The sequence below is a fragment of the Bartonella sp. A1379B genome (assembly GCF_002022485.1).
GTDB classification, from domain to species: Bacteria; Pseudomonadota; Alphaproteobacteria; order Rhizobiales; family Rhizobiaceae; genus Bartonella; species Bartonella rochalimae.
Genome location: NZ_CP019780.1, coordinates 291,288 through 311,120, shown reverse-complemented (window position 1 = coordinate 311,120; position 19,833 = coordinate 291,288). Strand labels below are relative to the sequence as shown.

Annotated in this window: 15 protein-coding genes and 1 pseudogene; 6 read left to right on the top strand and 10 right to left on the bottom strand. The window is 34.2% G+C overall.

Going from position 1 to position 19,833, the window contains the following annotated elements; translation table 11 throughout:
* Positions 1–17 precede the first annotated feature (17 nt).
* Positions 18–626: a bifunctional nicotinamidase/pyrazinamidase gene (pncA, locus tag BA1379B_RS01255; RefSeq protein ID WP_078692308.1), complete on the top strand. Its 609-nt coding sequence runs from the start codon at positions 18–20 to the stop codon at positions 624–626.
* 67 nt (positions 627–693) lie between these two features.
* Here pncA and BA1379B_RS01250 read toward each other — a convergent pair whose 3' ends face one another.
* Positions 694–1,728 carry a DUF475 domain-containing protein gene (locus BA1379B_RS01250; RefSeq protein ID WP_078673620.1) on the bottom strand — a complete coding sequence of 345 codons (1,035 nt, stop codon included), beginning with the start codon at positions 1,726–1,728 and terminating at the stop codon, positions 694–696.
* 359 nt (positions 1,729–2,087) lie between these two features.
* Here BA1379B_RS01250 and BA1379B_RS01245 point away from each other — a divergent pair, with 359 nt between their 5' ends.
* Positions 2,088–2,627, top strand: coding sequence for a helix-turn-helix domain-containing protein (locus tag BA1379B_RS01245; protein ID WP_035006210.1), 540 nt, complete (start codon positions 2,088–2,090; stop codon positions 2,625–2,627).
* A gap of 613 nt (positions 2,628–3,240) precedes the next feature.
* Here BA1379B_RS01245 and BA1379B_RS01240 read toward each other — a convergent pair.
* The 4 genes from BA1379B_RS01240 to BA1379B_RS01235 form a co-directional block, all read right to left on the bottom strand.
* Complete coding sequence (locus BA1379B_RS01240; protein WP_153300823.1) at positions 3,241–3,543, bottom strand: PfkB family carbohydrate kinase; 303 nt, start codon at positions 3,541–3,543, stop codon at positions 3,241–3,243.
* A 721-nt stretch (positions 3,544–4,264) separates the two neighbouring features.
* Positions 4,265–4,420 carry a hypothetical protein gene (locus BA1379B_RS06690; protein ID WP_153574809.1) on the bottom strand — a complete coding sequence of 52 codons (156 nt, stop codon included), beginning with the start codon at positions 4,418–4,420 and terminating at the stop codon, positions 4,265–4,267.
* 153 nt (positions 4,421–4,573) lie between these two features.
* The gene (locus tag BA1379B_RS06685; RefSeq protein ID WP_153574808.1) at positions 4,574–4,717 is read right to left on the bottom strand and encodes a hypothetical protein; all 144 of its coding nucleotides are present in this window, start codon (positions 4,715–4,717) and stop codon (positions 4,574–4,576) included.
* Between the two features lie 89 nt (positions 4,718–4,806).
* The gene (locus tag BA1379B_RS01235) at positions 4,807–7,800 is read right to left on the bottom strand and encodes an autotransporter outer membrane beta-barrel domain-containing protein (RefSeq protein WP_153574807.1); all 2,994 of its coding nucleotides are present in this window, start codon (positions 7,798–7,800) and stop codon (positions 4,807–4,809) included.
* A gap of 134 nt (positions 7,801–7,934) precedes the next feature.
* Between BA1379B_RS01235 and BA1379B_RS01230 the strand changes: the two are divergent.
* A pseudogene (locus BA1379B_RS01230) lies at positions 7,935–8,093 on the top strand (M24 family metallopeptidase C-terminal domain-containing protein); the annotation flags it as partial.
* A gap of 117 nt (positions 8,094–8,210) precedes the next feature.
* Here BA1379B_RS01230 and BA1379B_RS01225 read toward each other — a convergent pair.
* The gene (locus BA1379B_RS01225) at positions 8,211–11,084 is read right to left on the bottom strand and encodes an autotransporter outer membrane beta-barrel domain-containing protein (protein WP_194284897.1); all 2,874 of its coding nucleotides are present in this window, start codon (positions 11,082–11,084) and stop codon (positions 8,211–8,213) included.
* A 2,107-nt stretch (positions 11,085–13,191) separates the two neighbouring features.
* Between BA1379B_RS01225 and BA1379B_RS01220 the strand changes: the two genes are divergently transcribed.
* The 3 genes from BA1379B_RS01220 to BA1379B_RS01210 are packed head-to-tail and all read left to right on the top strand — an operon-like array spanning position 13,192 to position 15,963.
* On the top strand, positions 13,192–13,935 hold the full coding sequence (locus BA1379B_RS01220; protein ID WP_035006216.1) for a creatininase family protein: 744 nt from the start codon (positions 13,192–13,194) through the stop codon (positions 13,933–13,935).
* 11 nt (positions 13,936–13,946) lie between these two features.
* On the top strand, positions 13,947–14,981 hold the full coding sequence (locus tag BA1379B_RS01215) for a CobW family GTP-binding protein (RefSeq protein WP_078692542.1): 1,035 nt from the start codon (positions 13,947–13,949) through the stop codon (positions 14,979–14,981).
* A 10-nt stretch (positions 14,982–14,991) separates the two neighbouring features.
* Positions 14,992–15,963 carry a WD40 repeat domain-containing protein gene (locus tag BA1379B_RS01210; RefSeq protein WP_035006218.1) on the top strand — a complete coding sequence of 324 codons (972 nt, stop codon included), beginning with the start codon at positions 14,992–14,994 and terminating at the stop codon, positions 15,961–15,963.
* A gap of 244 nt (positions 15,964–16,207) precedes the next feature.
* On the opposite strand, the gene BA1379B_RS01205 is transcribed toward BA1379B_RS01210, so the two are convergent.
* The 4 genes from BA1379B_RS01205 to BA1379B_RS01185 all read right to left on the bottom strand — a co-directional run bounded on the left by BA1379B_RS01205 (position 16,208) and on the right by BA1379B_RS01185 (position 19,341).
* Positions 16,208–17,068, bottom strand: a complete 861-nt coding sequence (locus BA1379B_RS01205) for a phytoene/squalene synthase family protein (protein WP_078692306.1) — start codon at positions 17,066–17,068, stop codon at positions 16,208–16,210.
* A 620-nt stretch (positions 17,069–17,688) separates the two neighbouring features.
* A complete protein-coding gene (locus tag BA1379B_RS01195) occupies positions 17,689–18,798 on the bottom strand; it encodes a N4-gp56 family major capsid protein (RefSeq protein WP_078692305.1) in 1,110 nt (369 codons plus the stop codon).
* A 95-nt stretch (positions 18,799–18,893) separates the two neighbouring features.
* Positions 18,894–19,124, bottom strand: coding sequence for a hypothetical protein (locus BA1379B_RS01190; protein WP_153300827.1), 231 nt, complete (start codon positions 19,122–19,124; stop codon positions 18,894–18,896).
* A complete protein-coding gene (locus BA1379B_RS01185; RefSeq protein WP_078673615.1) occupies positions 19,090–19,341 on the bottom strand; it encodes a hypothetical protein in 252 nt (83 codons plus the stop codon). Before BA1379B_RS01185 ends, BA1379B_RS01190 begins: the two co-directional genes overlap by 35 nt.
* Positions 19,342–19,833 lie beyond the last annotated feature (492 nt).

Below are 19,833 nucleotides of genomic sequence, written 5' to 3'. Positions count from 1 at the left end.
GGAACTGGAATAAGTTCATGAAAAAACAAACCTTAATCGTTATTGATGTTCAAAATGATTTCTTACCAGGCGGAGCACTTGCAATACCACAAGGCGATGCCATTATCCCTGCTGTCAATAACCTTATAGCTCGTTTTGATCATATTATTTTCACCCAAGATTGGCACCCCAAAAACCACTGTAGCTTTGCGTCTTTTCATCCAGAGAAAACTCCTTATGATACTGTTAATCTTGACTATGGCCCTCAAATACTTTGGCCTGATCATTGTATACAAGGAACACAAGGAGCGGAATTTCATCCATCTCTCAAAGTTGAAAAAGCGCAACTTATCCTTCGGAAAGGCTATAATAAAGAAATTGATAGTTATTCCGCCTTCTTTGAAAATGACCAGAAAACACCAACAGGATTACACGGTTATCTTAAAGAACATGATTTTACAACTTTAGTTATGTGCGGTTTAGCAACTGACTTCTGTGTTGGATTCTCTGCACTGCATGCTGTAAAATGCGGTTTTAAAGTCAAGATTTTGTTAAACGCTTGTGCTGGTATTGATCTAAATGGATCACTCGATACGATGCTCAAAGCTATGAATGAAGTTGGTGTAGAATTATTGATGGTCTCTTAATCTCCCTCCAACTACTATGATAGCAATCAAAAAGTCTTCATATTCTTATTATTGCAATGTAATTTATTCATCTGAGATTATTAGATTTAAAACGAAGAGAAGAATAAAATGCCATTCCAATAATACATATGCCAATGAGCCCTGTTAATGCTTCAGGAATAGATATAATAATTTGCATATACATAATCACAGCCAAGACTAAAATTGCATAAAAAGCACCATGCTCTAGATAACGATAATGCAATAATGTTCCTGTTTCAAACAACATAATCGTTATAGCTCTTACGTAAAATGCACCAATACCAAGACCAATAGCAATGATAAAAAGATTATGAGAAAAGGCAAAAGCACCTACAACACCATCAAAAGAAAAACTAGCATCTAAAACTTCTAAATACAGAAACAAACCTGCTCCTCCTTTAGAAACTGTAATCAAAGTATTTTTTTGAGAATCCAAAAGTGAACAAGTTGCTTCGACAATCAAAAATGTCAAAAGCCCATAAAGCATTGCTAATAAAACAGTTAACTTATTTTCTGCTACAATCTGACCTGAAAAAAATAACATGAGAATCAGAATAATTATAATATCAATCCTCACGAATGAACTCAGCCTTTGAGCTGGCTTTTCTATAAAAGTCAGCCAATGTACTTTTTTTTCTGGATCAAAAAAATATTTTAAGCCAACCATCATAAGGAAGGTTCCACCAAAAGCTGCAATACTGTCATGAGCATCCGTTAAAATTGCAGCATATTGATGAGGCTCCCATATTGCCAATTGAACTGCAGCAATTGGATTAATCCAAGCAGCAACAGCAACCACCAACAATGGAAAAATAATTCGCATACCAAACACCGCGATCAAAATGCCCCATGTCAAAAAACGATGACGCCATAATTGATTCATTTTTCCAAGAAAACGTGCATTGATAATAGAATTATCAAAAGATAAAGAAATTTCTAAAATTCCTAAAACACAGCAAATAAAAAAATATTTAAAACAGCCAACAATGGTCCCTGTTTCCAGCCAACCAATAAGCCCTCCTCCCAAAATACCGATAATTGTGAAGAAAAAAGCCCATCTAAAATAACCTAACAGGGCCATGATTGTTCCTCAAAGTCCATCTCTTCAACCTACATTTGTATAATCGAAGTACCGTATCGTAAGACACAATATAAAATGCATAATACACACAGAAGGAATTATATGGAATCTCTTTGAGAAAAAACAAGAGAAAATTTGACAAATTTATTTTTTTCAAGATAAGAAAGATAAATAATTATAAAATACTAATAAAAATTTATAGTTTTTTTTAATTTTCACTAAAAAGTTAAAAAAATAAGAAAACTAAAATTATAAATGTTGACTACAAATGTTATTATAAAGTAATGGTATAATGGTACATTGTGTGCCTTTATGGACAAAAGCCCACACCGTAATGATTTATTTGAGGGAGATAATTCATGGCGCGTCCTGAAACAGAAGCGAAAACTATATTTGGAAAACGTCTACGTCATATACGTATTGCCTTAGGTGATCCACCGCGTGAAACGTTAGCCAAACAATTTAATATGACAAAAAACTCTATTGCTTTTTATGAGCGTGGAGAAAGAGAGCCTAATCTCAGTGTATTACAAACATATCGTATGTTGTATGGGGTCAATATCAATTGGCTTTTAACTGGGCAAGGTAAAATGTTCGATACTGAATACACTAAAGGGGAATTTGACTGGGACTATTTCATTAAAAAAATCGAAGGGCTTGAAGATATTCTCACAAATAGTGTAAATAGTGATGAGCCAAACCAAGAAAAAATCGAAAGCTCTTATGAGAAATTACAGCAATACTTATTATCACAAGGTGTTCCTAACGGTCTTAATCCTAAAGCAGCAACTTCCCTTGTTAATATGAAAGCAAAGCTAGCTAACTCTTACGCTCTTAGTTTATTTATCGATTTACTCATTCGTAGTATAGCACATAAAGAAACACTTTCTAATCAATAGCTTTTATATTTTAAATATACACGATTGCCTTGTTATCAGGTAATAAGGACGCTCTTGGTCTTTATTACCTGGTAAAATTAGCTTTTTTATGGCATCTCACCATTGTGTATGGAAAAGTAATTAAGCGTTATCTGCATCTGTTGATAATAATTTAAAAAAATTACATATTACAAATCATTTCCAAAAATTTTGTTTAAAATCACAGAAGTTTAAAAAACATATTGATTTTCTATCATATTAGTCTCTCTTTTGAGATCGGAGATATATTGAAAGTTTTTTCAAGTAACTATTGTGAAAAATCAATATGTTTTTAGGTATTTCAGGATGTTCATAATCAATGGTACTGTACTGGCGTTCAATCTCAAAAGGCCAGAAAAATTTATTTTTTCTAGTCGAAACTATTCAACAAAAAAGACACCTTAATGGAAATTGAATAAATTAAAAAAGTTACACGCAATACTTCTATTAAAGAATTGCGACCTTAATATTTATGAACGCAGCAATAAAAAATTTTTATCTTATGTATTGAATTTGTACTACGCTCTGACTTTGAAGAAGAGCATTAATTTCTTCCCACGATAGAGCGGAATCAGATGCTCCTTTTTTGCAGTTGCTAAAGAACCACATGCAGCTGCCAAACGAATTCTTTCTGCAAAAGCATGTTTTTTATTAAACCAGTAACTAAACCAACATTAAAGCTATCGTCAGCTGCAACAGTATCAATTCTCTTTAGCTTAAAAGAAAGAACAACAACGGCTTTACTCTTTGTGAAAAAGAGACTCCTTCGTTCCCCATGTTTATAACAAATATTTCTAATCCACGCTCTAAAAATACTTTTTACTACTAAATGAGCTGTTTTTATATCCGCTGGATAAATATCTGTTAATTTCTTGGTTTTTGTTTCATCAAGTGTCATAACACGAGCCAAATGATAAAATTCTTGAGGAAATCATTTACAGATACTGAATCTCTACTAAGTGTCATACTCAACTTTAGCTGCAGCCAATATTAAATCCATTGAACTTTCTAGCTGCATCATCAAAATCTTAGAACAACAAATTACTTTTCTTGTCTACTCGATATCTTCTAACTTAACACCCATATTAGATATCCCCTGCAATAATAATTGTATTTCCTCCACTTCGGATTAACACGCAATTTGAAAATCTGCAGCTCAAATCAACAGAAGATTTTCAAAGTACTAACGAGCAAACATTCTTAAAGCATCATTCCCACTCTAACTAGCAAGCCCGATAGACAGACCTCTTCTACTCATCGCAACGGTTTTAATTAGCTTCCTTCCCTCCTACTTCCATAAAAAAAATTTTTAAACGAAGTATCTCGTCTTTTAAGAGATAATCAAAAACCTAGCATATAATATCAATGTCAACATTGCTAAAAACAGCGATAAAAAGTGTAGGCATATATAATTTTTTGCCTTATTTTTCTAGAAAGCTCTCTATGAGAAACATACAACTTTATTTACTGTCCTTTTCTTTATTCTTTATCACTATTTTAATGAAATAGAAATTAATTTTCCACTGCTTTACCTGTAATGAGTTTATATACTATTTTCCACACCTAATGTCCAAAATTTCACTTAATTTCTAAAAAATCGTTGCATAAAGCATACTAATTTACGAAGCTACCTCCTCATCTGTAACCTCAAAACCAATCACTATAATGTGACGTCCACGCCTATATAGAAAGCACTCCTCTCTCAAAGCCATCTCTTCATTCTGTGCAAAAATAGTATAAACATCCTTATACATTTGTAAAAAATTTTCAGTCATATTAATCCCTTGGATACGATCAAAATTTGCTGATTACTTTGCAGTTATATTCAATTCTAAAGAAGCTCCTGCTTCATTAAAACCCTGTCCTCGTTCACGTGCGACGAACGCTCAAGAAATTCTTTCCTAGTTCGATAACTTTCTCTTTTCCACCTAAATTTCAAACAAAACCTCAGCAGCTATTTTACCACCTTCAACATTATTAAAAGCAATATGCGTTTCAACTTTAGCTCCATTCATAGAATGATCAAAAGTAATAACAAGAATTTCAAAATGATTAACTACGCATAAAATCAAAATATCTGTGAATTTGGCTAAACAACTTAACTAAACTCACAAATAACTGTTTAATTGTTCAAAATAAAAACAAGACTAATCTTTAAAGGCTAAAATTGATAACGTAAGCCACCCGAAACACTAATTCCAGAAAAGCCAGCTTTGGTTAATTTATGTTGGTATAACAAATCACCATGAAGTGCTATAGCATTAGACAATTGGGCATGAACACCCGCACCTGTTTCAACTGTAGAACCGAATGCACCTAACTGAAACGCATCTTTAAAATGCACTATCCGCTTCTTTTCATAACTATGCGCAACATGAAGTTTACTATAAAAAGAAACAACATGTCCCTTTTCGGAAGAAGCAAAAGCTTTTATTAAACGACCACCTATCCGCCCTATCAATTGATCATGCTTTCCTAAATCAATATCAAACCGATCAATATCACGCGCTTCATCAAACAGGAGAGACTGGTAAATAACTTGAAGCTGTGGCTCAAGAATAAAACCATGATAGCCTGTGATAATGGCCTGACCACCCGATAAAGCAGCATTCAAAAGTCTCCCTTTTAATTCTGCTGTTTTTCCACGAGAAAGAGTGACAACATCGCCCTTAAAAAAATCATACGAGAGAAAGCCATTCGCATAAAAGCCTGTATCATGATCCAAATTCGCATAAAGCTTGCCTGACCATTTATCAAAAACACTCTTTTGACTGTGTTTAACTGCACGAGGATGAAGAGAGAGCTGACCATAACCGCCCATAACTCCAAAGGACGAAGCACTATCTTTACTCTCTAATGTATTGAATACAATTCCTGCTGTCGCATTATTATAGTCAAGATCAGCTCCATAACCATATTCAAAAACAGACAAATTGGAAGTATAACTATGGTTACTGCCATAACCACGGATGAAAAAGTTTGTCTTTCTCTTTTTAGCCGCTTCATGAAAAGCACTTTGCATGATTTCCAACAGTTCATGTTGATTACTTACATCGACCAAACCTGTATGAAATAAAGCATGAGGTAAAAGCAAATAACTTGGGAGTTGTGGCACAACTGCCGGTACTCTTTTTGCAGGTAAATCTGGTTTTATCGGATCCTCAGGTTCTGAGGGCACTGGTGGTTCCGGTACTTCTGATTCTGGTGGAGTAATATATTTACTTTGCAGCCGATAATCCCAAAAATTACTACTAGAGTGCTCACCTTCTTTTCCATTCTGCCCAACCAACTTTTGTCCTGGATCCGCTTGCCCTAATTGGGAACTTGGACCATACGCAGAAAGAACATACTGATAAGGTAAATTATCTGCTGTAATATAATCATCCTTCAGTTTGAAGGAATCTTCTTGCGCTGTACCTGAAACTTGAATAAGCGAAACACCCTGGGTATTACCTGAACCCGTTTTATCTCCTAGATCTCCTACTGTTGTAGAAACAGAAACTACAGTAACACCAGATACATCACCATCGATTAAAAGTCGATCCGTAGCTGAGTTACTTTGATCTAAATAACTATTAAGATAAAGCTGCGCATTCCCTTCTGCTGTATAAACAAGACTATTCCCTGTGCCAATAGAGAGTGTTTGATAAATATTATCGCTTGGCTTTTTAAAAATAATTTTACTATTCTTAAGTGTCACAGTAGAAATAAATGATTTATTATTATCAGTTCCCTCATTCCCTCGATCACCCCGTGATTTTCTTTTTGTTAAAGTCCACATCGAGTTATTCTCTAATTTCAAACGCGCTTCAGCTGAACCAGAAATTAAAGCACCCCCTTCGAGCTGTGAGTTATTAGCTTTAATGTTTATAATCCCGCTAGTACCTTCTAGCAAAAGACCACCGGAAAGTTTTGTATCTGATAAATTAAAAATAAGCTCCGCCTTAACACCATTATAAATAGCGGTACTATTAGGAACAATAAAATTTGTTTTTTTCAAAGAAATAGTTGCGAATCTTTCGGGCTCCCCGTCCTGGCTATTACTAACAGAAAGTACTCCATACATGCCATAATATTTATCACCCTCTATTTTAACGTCTACATTTTCAAGATTTACATTCTCTTTCTTCTCCTCCTCCTCATCATCTTCTTCATCGTCACTCTCATCTTCATCACCATCTTCATCTGCTGTCTCATAATCTTCTGTATCCTCATATGGTGAAAAGTCAAATACAAATCCATTCCCACTTTTGAGATGAACTTTCCCTTCCTTCATCTCAAAAGTACTCTGTGGATGCATATAAACGGCAGCACTACGACTATAATCTACATTCTCGTTCGTCTGGACAGAAGTATTATCATTAATAATATTAACTTTCTCTAAAGAAACCTCTCCTGTATTCATATAAACTGCGGAACTTAGAGTAAAATTAATGCCTGCATCCGATTTATCTATACCCTGCATTTGAATCGAGCCGCCTTTTGTAGTGAAAAGACCTTTATCCCCTTTTAATACTAAAATATTTGTATCCAATAGCTCAACTATAGAACTTGAACCCTTAGCTTTAACAGCAATCTTATTATTACTTATCAATGTCTTATCTGCGTTTACCGAACTATTTTCTACAACAGAAATACCTATCGTTAGGTCTTTTAAGGTCAATTCATTAGCAACAATTGTTCCCCATTCCCCGAGCAGTATACCAATATAAACATCATCATCATGTTTTTTGGGGCCTAGAATTTGCACTTTATTTACATCAACATCACTAGTCGTATTTTTTTTATCCTCTTCTTCACTCCCATTCTCTTCATCACTCGAACTCGAATATATACCAATTACTCCATTGGTTTTAGAAGTTTCACTGTTTTTCTTACTGCTATTATTCCGTTTAGAATTATTTCCCATTTGATATGTTTGGCCACTTATCCGTCCATTTACACTTTCTTTACATACTTTCACCAGGAAAGTACGATCGCCCAATTTCATAGTGGTCTTCTGACTTGAAGAAGATTTACCGTTCGCAGTTTCATTTTTCTGACATTGCTTAACAGATTCAGACGAACTAACAGGATCAGAAGGACTAGCTAAAGGAATAGTAAAGGAATAGAAAGAAAGAAAGAAAGAAAGAAAGAAAAAAGAAACGCGCAACATTAAAATACCAATAACTTTTCAAAATAAACTGAATACATTATGGATTATATTAAATAAATAAACACATTTCAAGTTATTATCATAAAAGTAAATTTTTACGTATTGGATTTCTCTATTAACATTTACTAAATGAAAACTATTCAATAAATAGAGTTAAGCTTTACATAGAACTTTTAACAACACAAGAGAAACAATGGCTTAACAACTATCATGCCTGTGTTTATCAAGTTAATGCACCCTACCTTGATAAAAGAGATAAAAAATGGCTGAAAAAAGCTACAATGCCTCTTTGAGAGTAAAGACACCTTTAAATTAAATATCTAAAGGAATCTTCAAAAGAGATAAAGCTTTATCAGCCAATTTTTCTAGGGCTTGAGCAAAACTGATAAATATAAAACCAATCCTTGCTTTTAAAATTGATAACGTAAGCCACCCGAAACACTAATTCCAGAAAAGCCAGCTTTGGTTAATTTATGTTGGTATAACAAATCACCATGAAGTGCTATCCTATTAGACAATTGGGCATAAACACCCGCACCTGTTTCAACTGTAGAACCGAATGCACCTAACTGAAATGCATCTTTAAAATGCACTATCCGCTTCTTTTCATAACTATGCACAACATGAAGTTTGCTATAAAAAGAAACAACATGTCCCTTTTCGGAAGAAGCAAAAGCTTTTATTAAACGACCACCTATCCGCCCTATCAATTGATCATGCTTTCCTAAATCAATATCAAACCGATCAATATCACGCGCTTCATCAAACAGGAGAGACTGGTAAATAACTTGAAGCTGTGGCTCAAGAATAAAACCATGATAGCCTGTGATAATGGCCTGACCACCCGATAAAGCAGCATTCAAAAGTCTCCCTTTTAATTCTGCTGTTTTTCCACGAGAAAGAGTGACAACATCGCCCTTAAAAAAATCATACGAGAGAAAGCCATTCGCATAAAAGCCTGTATCATGATCCAAATTCACATAAAGCTTGCCTGACCATTTATCAAAAACACTCTTTTGACTGTGTTTAACTGCACGAGGATGAAGAGAGAGCTGACCATAACCGCCCATAACTCCAAAGGACGAAGTACTATCTTTACTCTCTAATGTATTGAATACAATTCCTGCTGTCGCATTATTATAGTCAAGATCAGCTCCATAACCATATTCAAAAACAGACAAATTGGAAGTATAACTATGGTTACTGCCATAACCACGGATGAAAAAGTTTGTCTTTCTCTTTTTAGCCGCTTCATGAAAAGCACTTTGCATGATTTCCAACAGTTCATGTTGATTACTTACATCGACCAAACCTGTATGAAATAAAGCATGAGGTAAAAGCAAATAACTTGGGAGTTGTGGCACAACTGCCGGTACTCTTTTTGCAGGTAAATCTGGTTTTATCGGATCCTCAGGTTCTGAGGGCACTGGTGGTTCCGGCGATGGTGCTGGTGCTGGTTTCGGCGATGGTGGTAATGGCTCTGGCGATGGCACTGGTGGTACTGGTTCTAGTTCTGGTTCTGATGGAGAAATATATTCACTTTGCAGCCGATAATCCCAAAAATTATTATTAGGTTTACCTTCTTTTTCCTCATTCTTTCCAACCAATTTTTGTCTCGGATCCGATCGCCCTAACTTAGAATTTGGACCATAAGCAAAAAGCTTATATCGATAAGGAGAAGCATCTACTGTAATATAATCACCCTTCAGTTTGAAGGAATCTTCTTGCGCTGTACCTGAAACTTGAATAAGCGAAATACCCTGAGTATTTCCAATATTATTCGTGCTTATACTTACATTTCCCCTTCGATTTTCTGAAATAGCTTGTATATCAATTGTAGTTTCCCCACAAACATTACCATGGATCAAAACTCTGTCAGTTTTCTGACTATCAAACGAACCATTAAAACTTAAACTCACGTTTAAATGAATCTGCGCATTATTCTTTGCAATATAAACATCGCCACCCCCTTTCCCAATGTGAAGTGTTTTATAATTATAGGCTTCAGGAGACTTGAATCTCTTAAAATTAATAGAACTATTATCAAGACCAAGTACTGAAATATAAAAATTGTCTAAATCTTGTGAATTTTTCTGTTTTGTTTGTGTTAAAAACCATACAGAATTACCGCTCAAATAAAATTCAGCAGTAGAGCTCTCATCAACATGGCTCCCCCCTGTCAATAAAGAATTATCAGCTAAGACAAGAACAGAAGATTTCTTTTCAGCCATTAACAATAAATGATCAGCGCTAATAGAACTGTTAAACAAACTAAGATTACCTCCTGCAGCACCGGTGCTATAAATAGCTGAACCACCTACAACGTTCAGTTTTGTATCTTTTAAATTAACAAGTCGTATGGGAAATTTAATATCTGCAATATCTAAATTTTTCTTATCCTCTTTGACTCCTGCTATTGCATTATCTACTCTCTCTATTGTATTGCCTGCTGGATTCTCTCCTCTAAAATATATACCGTAGAATTCATCTCCTTTTACCTCGATAGTTGCTCCTTCGATATTGGCTTTCGTCATGTTAATATTACTTTTATCAGTTTGTAAATTTTCATCCAATGAATCCAAAGAAATAGAATTAGAAGTAGCAACCGTATTGTCGATTAATAGGCCAAAAGCATTAATAACGTTAATATTGCCATTCTTAAAATCAATATAACCGCCCTGATCTATATAAAAAACAGCGTAATTTTTTTGTTCTTTTGTCATACCTGTTCCGGTAATATGAGTACTATCGAAAGTGACTTTCCCTCCCAACGCAGTATAAGCCCCATTACTGTTTGTAAAATTAATTAATCCACCACTTTTAACCTCAACATTTGCTCCCCTCATACTCACAAGGCTTGCTTTCCCGTCTTTGGTCTCAATCTGTGGATTAATTAAAATAACATTCGTTGGTTTTCCCAACGCCTGAACAGCTATGTTGCTCTCTTTAATCACACCATTGTACATACCAATTATTCCATTGCTTACATTAAGCGCTACATGTGTATTGCTCACGACCGACTGCGTTAAAACGACTTTTCCTTCTTTCAATACATCAACACCATATATATTACTTTTAATCTTCCCAGCCTTTTTGGGCATTTTATCTACACCACCAAGGGTTATATTTGTCCCGTTAATATTTACACCTTTCCCTTCTGCTATTATTGCCTGAAAATTCTTATTGTTGATTATTTTTTCCCCGCTATTAGTACATTTATAAGTTAACGTAGAATCTACATTATTTTCATCACACTCAGATGAGTGGTTGGGGGTTGACTTCACACTATTCTGAAAAAAACAAAAAATAGTTGCTGTAAAAAAATATAAATAACTATTAAATACTTTGATCATAATTCATTTCAAACTTTCTCCCCTGCATTTAAATATGAAAAGCTCCCACTCAAAATGAGAAATACAAAGCTAAGTAAATTCTACATAATTTAATACATTTCGTGTTTAATTTAATACGTTTTGTGCTTTATGTAAAGATAAATCTACAATAAAAAAGATCGCACAAAAGCTTTATCAGACAGGTAAGTTAGAATTGATAAAGACTCTAGCCAAAGCATTCTTCCTACAAAGCCCTGCTTCAGTAAATTTATGCTTATATATCAGCTTACTATGAAACACTATATTGATAAATCATTGGACCAAATATCTAACAATATTTCTATTATTGAAGCAATATTTTCCAACTAGAACGCATCTTAAAATGCAAAACCCATTTTATTTCGTAACTATGTGCATAGGAAATTTTCTATACAGAAAATAACAACACACCTCTTTGATCATTGTAAAAGGTAACCAAGAGGCTAATAAACAACCTACAACAATTGCGTTTCAAAAATAAAACAACTACAATAAATTATTATAAAAATTTATTCTCGTTAAAGAAGCACTTACAAACTCACCTTTGAATATTCCTTTTTATTGCCGCTTTAAACTATCATATTTCTCTTAATCGACAGAAGTTCATTCATATAAAACATGTGCCACAGTGTGTCATTCATTATTCCCGATCACCTCTTTAAAGGTAATGTTTTGTTTTTTTTGACTATCCTAAGATTAAAGAGATAATGTATCAAAAGTTCCCAGCCTGGCAAAAGACATGGTATATCATTATGCATCACTCTCTAATGTATTGAATACAACATCCGTTATTATAGAGTTAACTTTATTACCCACATTGAAAGATAAAATAGATTTGAAGCATAGCGATTTTTCGACTGTGATTAAATATGAAAAAGCTTGTCTTCTCATTGCCTCGTAATCGCTCGTAATATGTAGCAAGTATATTCACTCTGAACACGATAATTTCAAACATTCTTAGTTAAATCTATTTTCTCCTTCCTCATTATGTCCCAACAATCTTTGTATACTATCCGTCTATCCCTAAAGAAATTTTGAACTATAACAATAAAGCGTATATTTATCAGATGTTTTCTTGCTACCAAAATCGATATTAAGCTATTTTCAAATGAAAATTTACTGCAATTCTATTAAAAATAGCAGCACTTTAAACGTAAATTAACCAGACTCAGCCTATCATAAGACAAATCTTAGCTTTTAAAAGAAAAAATAAAATATTATTTTCAAATATTTATATGGTTTTTCTTATCTTAATTATAAAGTAAAAATATAAACAATAACCACATTATTTAATAACTACGAAAATGATCTTTTAAACTAATCAATTTCACTCATGCTTCATTCTACTTTCTTAGCTTTTCTATCTCGATTATAAAGCCATCGTCATTATTAAAATAATTATATATTATAAATTTTCTCATCGCTCATTTTATAGTTGAATCTTGAATTCTCAACATTAAAAGCTCATTGTTCTAGAGCTATTTCAATTATTTTAGATAAGATATTGAACGCTCTTAATATATTTTTTAGAATGGCCCCTCTTTATAGATTCTAAAACCTTCGGTGAAACACGTTATTAAATCACTAGCAATTTTTACATTATTTTCTGTATCGGTTTTCCTTGGAAAGTTTAAACTTTTTTATAAATAAATGAATATTTTATTATTGATATTTAATAAATTTCTTAATCATAATTCTAGTATAAACTTTATATTTTCTCTTCATATAAATCGAAAAGAAATTTCTATCTTTCAAATATATAAATATACATTACCTTTAGCAGCATAATTCTACCCAGAATATTTAATATTCCTCAGAATTAATTGCTCTAAAATTAATGAGGCAACCTAAATAATTCATAATATCAGCTCAAATAAAGTTTGATTTTACTTCATACATATTTCGATGCAAAAAACACTCTATATTTGCGTTTCTTCTGTATATGGACTAAAGTTGAAGAAAACTATTTCCATCATATTGTATCATGTGAATCTATTCACTTCTTTTTGGCAATGAATTTATGGTATCTGATCTCCTTCCTCTCGCCCTTTTACCTCTGGGCGCACATGAATATCATGGCAATCACCTTCCCTTTGAAACAGACTGGATTATTGCTGAATCTTTTGCAAAAGCACTTACCTTAGAAACAAAAGAGCAATTTCAAATCACACTTTTACCAGTTGAAAAAATTGGTTATTCTGTAGAACATATGAATGTTATTGGTACACAAACATTGACCTTTTCTGGGGCTATAGAACGCTGGATCAACATTGGTGAACATTGTTATCATAAAGGCATCAGGCGTTTTCTTATCCTTAATGCTCATGGAGGCAATGCGCCTTTAATGAATATCGTCATTACAGAATTAAGAAAACGTTTTTCAATGCTTGCAGTAGCCACAAGTTGGAGTCGTTTCGGATTGCCAGAAGGCTTAATGGACCCATCTCAGATACATCTTGATATCCATGGTGGATTTATTGAAACCTCCTTAATGCTCTATTTAGCACCAGAAAAAGTACATATGGAAAAAACAGAAAATTTTCATAATAAGCAAGCTGAGATGATTCAAAATTATCAATATTTACGAGCCTATGGACCTCATGCTTTTGGATGGATGATGCATGATCTTAATGAACAAGGAGTAGCAGGAAATGCAAGCCAAGCAACAGCACAAGCAGGTAAAGCAATTTTTTCCCATGTTCTCTGTGGACTTCGCGCTTTACTTGACGATATCAAGAAATTTAAAATAGATGCATTACAATGAAAGATATAATTATGAAAACAATACCCAATACATCTCCTAAAATTCCTGTTACAGTCCTTACAGGATATCTTGGATCAGGAAAGACTACCCTTCTTAATCGTATTTTAAATGAAAATCATAACAAACGTTACGCAGTTATTGTCAATGAATTTGGTGAAATTGGTATTGATAATGATCTGATTGTTGAATCAGAAGAAGAAATTTATGAAATGAACAATGGTTGTGTGTGCTGTACAGTGCGTGGTGATCTTATCCGCGTTTTGGAAAGCCTAATGCAACGCTCTAATCGATTTGATGCTATTATTATAGAAACCACAGGAATTGCTAATCCTACTCCAGTTGCACAAACTTTTTTTATGGATGATACTGTACGTGATAAAACAGCCCTTGACAGTGTCATTACGTTAATTGATGCAAAACACCTGCCACTTCAGCTGAAAGAAAGCCGCGAAGCAGAAGATCAAATTGCCTTCGCCGATATCATTTTGCTCAATAAAATTGATCTTGTCAGTGCAGAAGAACGAGCACATATTGAATCACTTATTTATACCATTAATTCCAATGCCATTATTTATGCAACAGAACGTGCAAACATTCCTCTTAATAAAATTCTTAATCGTAGTTCATTTGACTTACAACGAATTCTAGAAAACGATCCTCATTTTCTTAATCACGAAAATCCCGATCATGTATGTAGTCCCGAATGTGATCATGAACATCATCATGGGCACAGCCATAAATCACTTATGCATGATATTACGATAACCTCTATAAGTTTAAAAACAGGTGCTCTTCAAAAAGAAAAATTTTTCTCATGGCTTCAACAAGTTACCCAAGAACAAGGTCCTAACATTTTACGTCTAAAAGGTATTATCGCATTTCACGGAGATGACGATCGTTATGTGATCCAAGGTATACATATGCTTCTTGAAGGACAACATCAACGCCCATGGCGTCAAAATGAAAAACGTGAAAGCCGGCTTGTTTTTATTGGTCGTTCTCTCGATGCTGAGAAATTAAAAACTGATTTTGAAAATTGCATATAAGCGAGTCAAAATGCCAAGCATTACTCCTTACAATCTCAAAAGTTATTGTTTATCTTGTGGTTTTATTAACGATAAGCCAGCTTTTGTTTCAGTAGAAGGTTTGATTGTTTTCCTTCAACCAAACCCACAAATTATTGAAGTGCATAAAGGCATAATTTCAAGCCATTTTTCTCCTGATAAGACAGCTATTATAACAGGTGGAGAAGATGGGAAAATATGTAAAACAACAACAGATGGTCGCATAGAGATATTGGGCATACAAAAAGGCAAATGGATAAACAGTGTTTCTTTCGGCCCACATAATGTATTTGCTTTTGCATCTTCGCGTTTGATGGTAACTAATATTGGTAAAGGTTTACAAGAGTTTTATCATAAATACAGTGTAGAAGGTTTAGCTTTCGCTCCGAAGGGATTACGACTTGCAGTTGCTCACTATAATGGTGTTACCCTTCATTGGTTGTTGACGCAAACAGTGCCAACCACATTAGAATGGAAAGGAGCACACTGTGATGTTATTTTCTCACCAGATAATCATTATGTAATTTCCACAATGCAAGAGAATGCTTTACATGGTTGGCGTCTTGCTGACAAACAACATTTACGCATGAGTGGCTATCCAAGCAAAGTTAAAAGCTGGTCTTGGAGCACAAAAGGAAAATGGTTAGCAACATCAGGTGCATCAGCTGCAATCGTTTGGCCTTTTCATACGAAAGATGGTCCAATAGGCAAAGCACCGTTAGAACTTGGTATACGAGCAAATGCGCTTGTTAGTATAGTTGCATGCCATCCAAGTAAAGAAATTGTAGCTATTGGCTTTAATGATGGAATAATTTCATGTGTACATTTTAGTGACGGAAAAGAAATATTTCTTAAACTTTGTAGCAAGAGCGCTATTTCAGCACTCAATTGGGATAAAACAGGCCATTACCTTGCCTTTGGCAGTGAAAATGGTGAATGCGGCATCATAAATATAACCACTTAAAAACATAACAATAAATTACCTCTTATGCTTTTAAATTGATCATATACTCTCTATCAATATTTGCTCTAAACAAGACCGCTGTAATCCACTGATCGATATGCTCAATCACTATCAAGGGCATATGAGCAAATAATTGAGTATAAAAGCCCCCTTTTCTACTACTGAATATAGTTGTTAATAATCTATACTCACATGAAGTTAATTATAAAATATACTTAAAATGCTAACTAGCTGAAAATTATTATTAAAATAATTTTGGAAAATGACCACTAATCGCTGCTTTTGTGATCAACCAATAGCGATACAGTAATAATGAAGTTGTATTTTCCTGAAAAACTTTTGCTCCCAACTGTACTGTTTTTTGCAAAGATGCCGGCGTAACTGCTAGTGGGAGAAATGCTGGTTTAAGCGTTTTAGGCAAAGTAACAGAATAATCATAAAACTTAAGATAGTAATCTCGTGATAATGCTACCATAGCCTCAATAATCTGTTGTTTTTGTTTATCATTGATACAATTAGAATTTAGCTCTTCCCGACTTATCCCCAAAGCCTCCAACATATCGGTAGGGAAATAACATTGATATCGTAATTGCATCAATGGTAAAAGACGTAATATACCACTTAACGCTTGAGCTATTCCCCCATATTTACAAGCATCTGTAAAATTTGGTGCCACATCAAAATCTAATATCTGGCAAGACAACTGCAATATTGTACTTGCTGTTTTACTACAATAAGCTTCAAGATCGTGAATAGTTGCTATTGGATTATTGTAAAGATCAAAAATACGCGCATCACAATAGTGTAAAAAAGTTATCTTGGATAACTTAAACAAAGTAATTGTTTTTAATAAATCATTTAAAATCGGATTACTCTCACTATTTTGTTGTTCATCGTTAGCAATAGAATCGCGCCACCAACGTAATCGTATTTCTCCCATAAGGGGATCACGCACACTTTCGCGAATACGAGCAATCTCTGCATTAAAAGCATAAAGAGCGGCTAATGCTCTGCGTTTTTGTTTGGGTGCAAATAAAACTGATATATAACGATCACGATCTGTATTACGTAAAATATCAAGACAATAAGGAAGAAAATTTGCCATTCTCTATCACACCATCAATACCTTTTTTATATCATACAAATTATTTTTTATTATATTTTTTAAATTTAGGAATTCTCAAATAAATGTGAGAGAAAAGGGAATAGGAGTTCCTAATATGCCTCTACAAAACATACCATTTTTTGCCACCTTTCTCTAATAACTTTTTAAATTTTTCTAAGTTCTGTTATGAAAAATTATCAAATGTTCTAATAAATATACCAACAATTTCACGATCACATGAATCAGAAGATTTGCTTATCAAGCTCTTGCTCCAAGCATCTATTTCTTTTATTAAAAGATAAGCTGTTGCTTGATTTAAAGCGTAGAGCTTGATGATCGTTTGTTCTATTAAAACAGGTATAGATTTTTCTAATCTCGATGGAAAAAATGCTACAGATAAATCTAATTTTTAGCCATATCTAAAAGGCATTCTGAGTGATCAATACGAAGTTTGCATAAGATTTTGTCAAATGATGTAAGCATTTTAAAAGTCTTGTTAGAAAAAAATATTCTCTTGATTCTAACAAATATTTTTGAAACTTTCTTCAATTATTGCAAATAATGACTTCTTTTTGAGATGTTTTTTTATAGTTTAAATCCTATTTATGTGCTCAATATTTTTATATTTCTTTAGAAAAAGAGGGGATAACTATCGTGCCAAAATCTTGCGCTCCTTGCGTAGAATAAGCCAAAGTGTAACGTGATTTTTTCATACCAATGATGGTTTTGGCAGCAATGCCAAATTCGCTATCATAATCAAATAATTTCTCTACAAGATGATAACGCGGCTCATCCTTACGACCATAAGCTAAGATGACACTTTGCGCACCAAGCAAAACAGCACGACGAACAGAAAGAACAGGCTCCTGCGTTTTTGAATGAACACCATGAGGAACATATTCAGACTCTCGTAAAATGATACCATTATACATTCCAAACGAACCATCAAAAATCGGGGTTTTAGCGCGGCTTTCACTACAAACCGCTTCGGTAATGTCAAGCCACTGGCCAGCATCTGTATTGGTACGTAACTGCATCACCTGTTCTGGGTGAAGATACATCACATAAACACTTTCTCCATTGACATGTACCGATCTAATCTTAGGATTAGCCAATTTTGCACGTTTCACAGCATCATCAATAAGAGATAATGTAAACTCATCGTCTTTTGTGAGCTCTTCATCAGCCTTTTTATTCCCTGAGCGAAAAATGCGCAATTTACTCGGCTCTAATGGCTCATTAAAACCATAATGCACTGGTTTTATCGTTGTTGTATAACCATCAAACTTCATCCACGGAGCTGTATACCTAGCAGCTTGGATAAAGAACATCATACTCAATCGATCAGCATACCAATCAACAAATCCATCCTTGGCATATTCACGCAAATTAAAGGGAATATGCTGTTGATCAATTATCTCTTTATTTTTAAAACGCACAGCATGAGAAAGCTCATTGAGCCGCACTGTTTCATTCAGAAGAAGTGTTGTATTCCCTTCCAGTGCTTGCCCTTCAGTCACATCACCTCCTATAAGCTGAGCACATAATCTAGTTTTGACTGCATCACCCGCTGTTTTATTCAAACCATCCACAACTTGAATGATACTATTTTCATCTGTTCCCATCAAAGGAGCTATTGATGTCGCTTTTGAGCTTTCTGCGCTAAGCAGCTTAGACCAAATCTTAACGGCTAAGGGATGATTGATATTTTTTGCTTCTGTTGTTGCCATTTTAAAATGCCTTTCTTTGTCTTCAAATGAGCCTTACGGCATAACCAAGCAGCCACAACCACTTGGTTATCTCTTCTACACCACTGCGCATCTCTTCACACCCTGTCCATGATGTATTCAAATTTTTCTTTATTATTCTCAACCCATGCAGCAGTTTCATCTTCCGACATGGAAGAAAGTGTTCTCATATCAATACCGACCAAGGGAACCTGCCCACCACATGCGGCTAAAATCCACGCTGCTGTGTTACGCTCTTGGAGAGCTTCAACCTCATTGTTATTCTGGGGGCCGCTATAGCCAAAAGCTTTTGCTTTTTGCACAAGCACATCGATGGGTTAAGGCCGGCTTTTTGGCCTGCTGACAGATTTGACGCAATTCAGCACCAATTTGCTGTTCTCTCAGTGCAGAATCTTCCGACTGTGGATAAAGACTTGTTCGCACTTTTAATGAATTATCCGCAATCTCATGAAGATAATTTGTGATCTGTTCTAAATCTGGATATTTGTCTTGAACCAAAGGCGCTATTTTCACGTGCCCTATCATCTGGGTCACCCCCTATCCTCTCCCGTAACCTGTAACGGTAATACTTTATAAAGCAAGACATCATTTTTCTTTTTGGATCTACTCGTAGATAGCCAATTAAAATACTTTATTAAGCATGTTTGTATCCTTTTTGAAGGAAAATAAAGAACTCACTAAATGAAATTTGTGTACACAAAAATACTCTTTTTATATAGCATATAACCTTCTAACTTTTCAATAGAAAAACATTATAAATATCTGAAAAAATTAATTTATTTATCTTTTTATTTTTTCTTTTTATTGTGTTATTCATCATTTTATTATTGTCTATTGCTCTTCAAAAAATATCCTCTATAAAATGTCATTTATAGCAGAAGTTGAACGACACAAAAACACCAAAAGCTTTCAGAGAATAATGAACAACCTTTTAAAATGGGCAATTCAACAAGATCTTTTATAAAATAATATGGCCTCTCTTTACACGATAGGGGGCAAGCCATAAAAAGTTAGCTT

Bases quoted from the DNA above. Each gene is read 5' to 3' on its own strand.
- pncA (WP_078692308.1), top strand. From the start codon at position 18: ATGAAAAAACAAACCTTAATCGTTATTGATGTTCAAAATGATTTCTTA.
- BA1379B_RS01250 (WP_078673620.1), bottom strand. From the start codon at position 1,728: ATGGCCCTGTTAGGTTATTTTAGATGGGCTTTTTTCTTCACAATTATC.
- BA1379B_RS01245 (WP_035006210.1), top strand. From the start codon at position 2,088: ATGGCGCGTCCTGAAACAGAAGCGAAAACTATATTTGGAAAACGTCTA.
- BA1379B_RS01240 (WP_153300823.1), bottom strand. From the start codon at position 3,543: ATGACACTTGATGAAACAAAAACCAAGAAATTAACAGATATTTATCCA.
- BA1379B_RS06690 (WP_153574809.1), bottom strand. From the start codon at position 4,420: ATGACTGAAAATTTTTTACAAATGTATAAGGATGTTTATACTATTTTT.
- BA1379B_RS01235 (WP_153574807.1), bottom strand. From the start codon at position 7,800: ATGTTGCGCGTTTCTTTTTTCTTTCTTTCTTTCTTTCTTTCTTTCTAT.
- BA1379B_RS01220 (WP_035006216.1), top strand. From the start codon at position 13,192: ATGGTATCTGATCTCCTTCCTCTCGCCCTTTTACCTCTGGGCGCACAT.
- BA1379B_RS01215 (WP_078692542.1), top strand. From the start codon at position 13,947: ATGAAAACAATACCCAATACATCTCCTAAAATTCCTGTTACAGTCCTT.
- BA1379B_RS01210 (WP_035006218.1), top strand. From the start codon at position 14,992: ATGCCAAGCATTACTCCTTACAATCTCAAAAGTTATTGTTTATCTTGT.
- BA1379B_RS01205 (WP_078692306.1), bottom strand. From the start codon at position 17,068: ATGGCAAATTTTCTTCCTTATTGTCTTGATATTTTACGTAATACAGAT.
- BA1379B_RS01195 (WP_078692305.1), bottom strand. From the start codon at position 18,798: ATGGCAACAACAGAAGCAAAAAATATCAATCATCCCTTAGCCGTTAAG.
- BA1379B_RS01185 (WP_078673615.1), bottom strand. From the start codon at position 19,341: ATGATAGGGCACGTGAAAATAGCGCCTTTGGTTCAAGACAAATATCCA.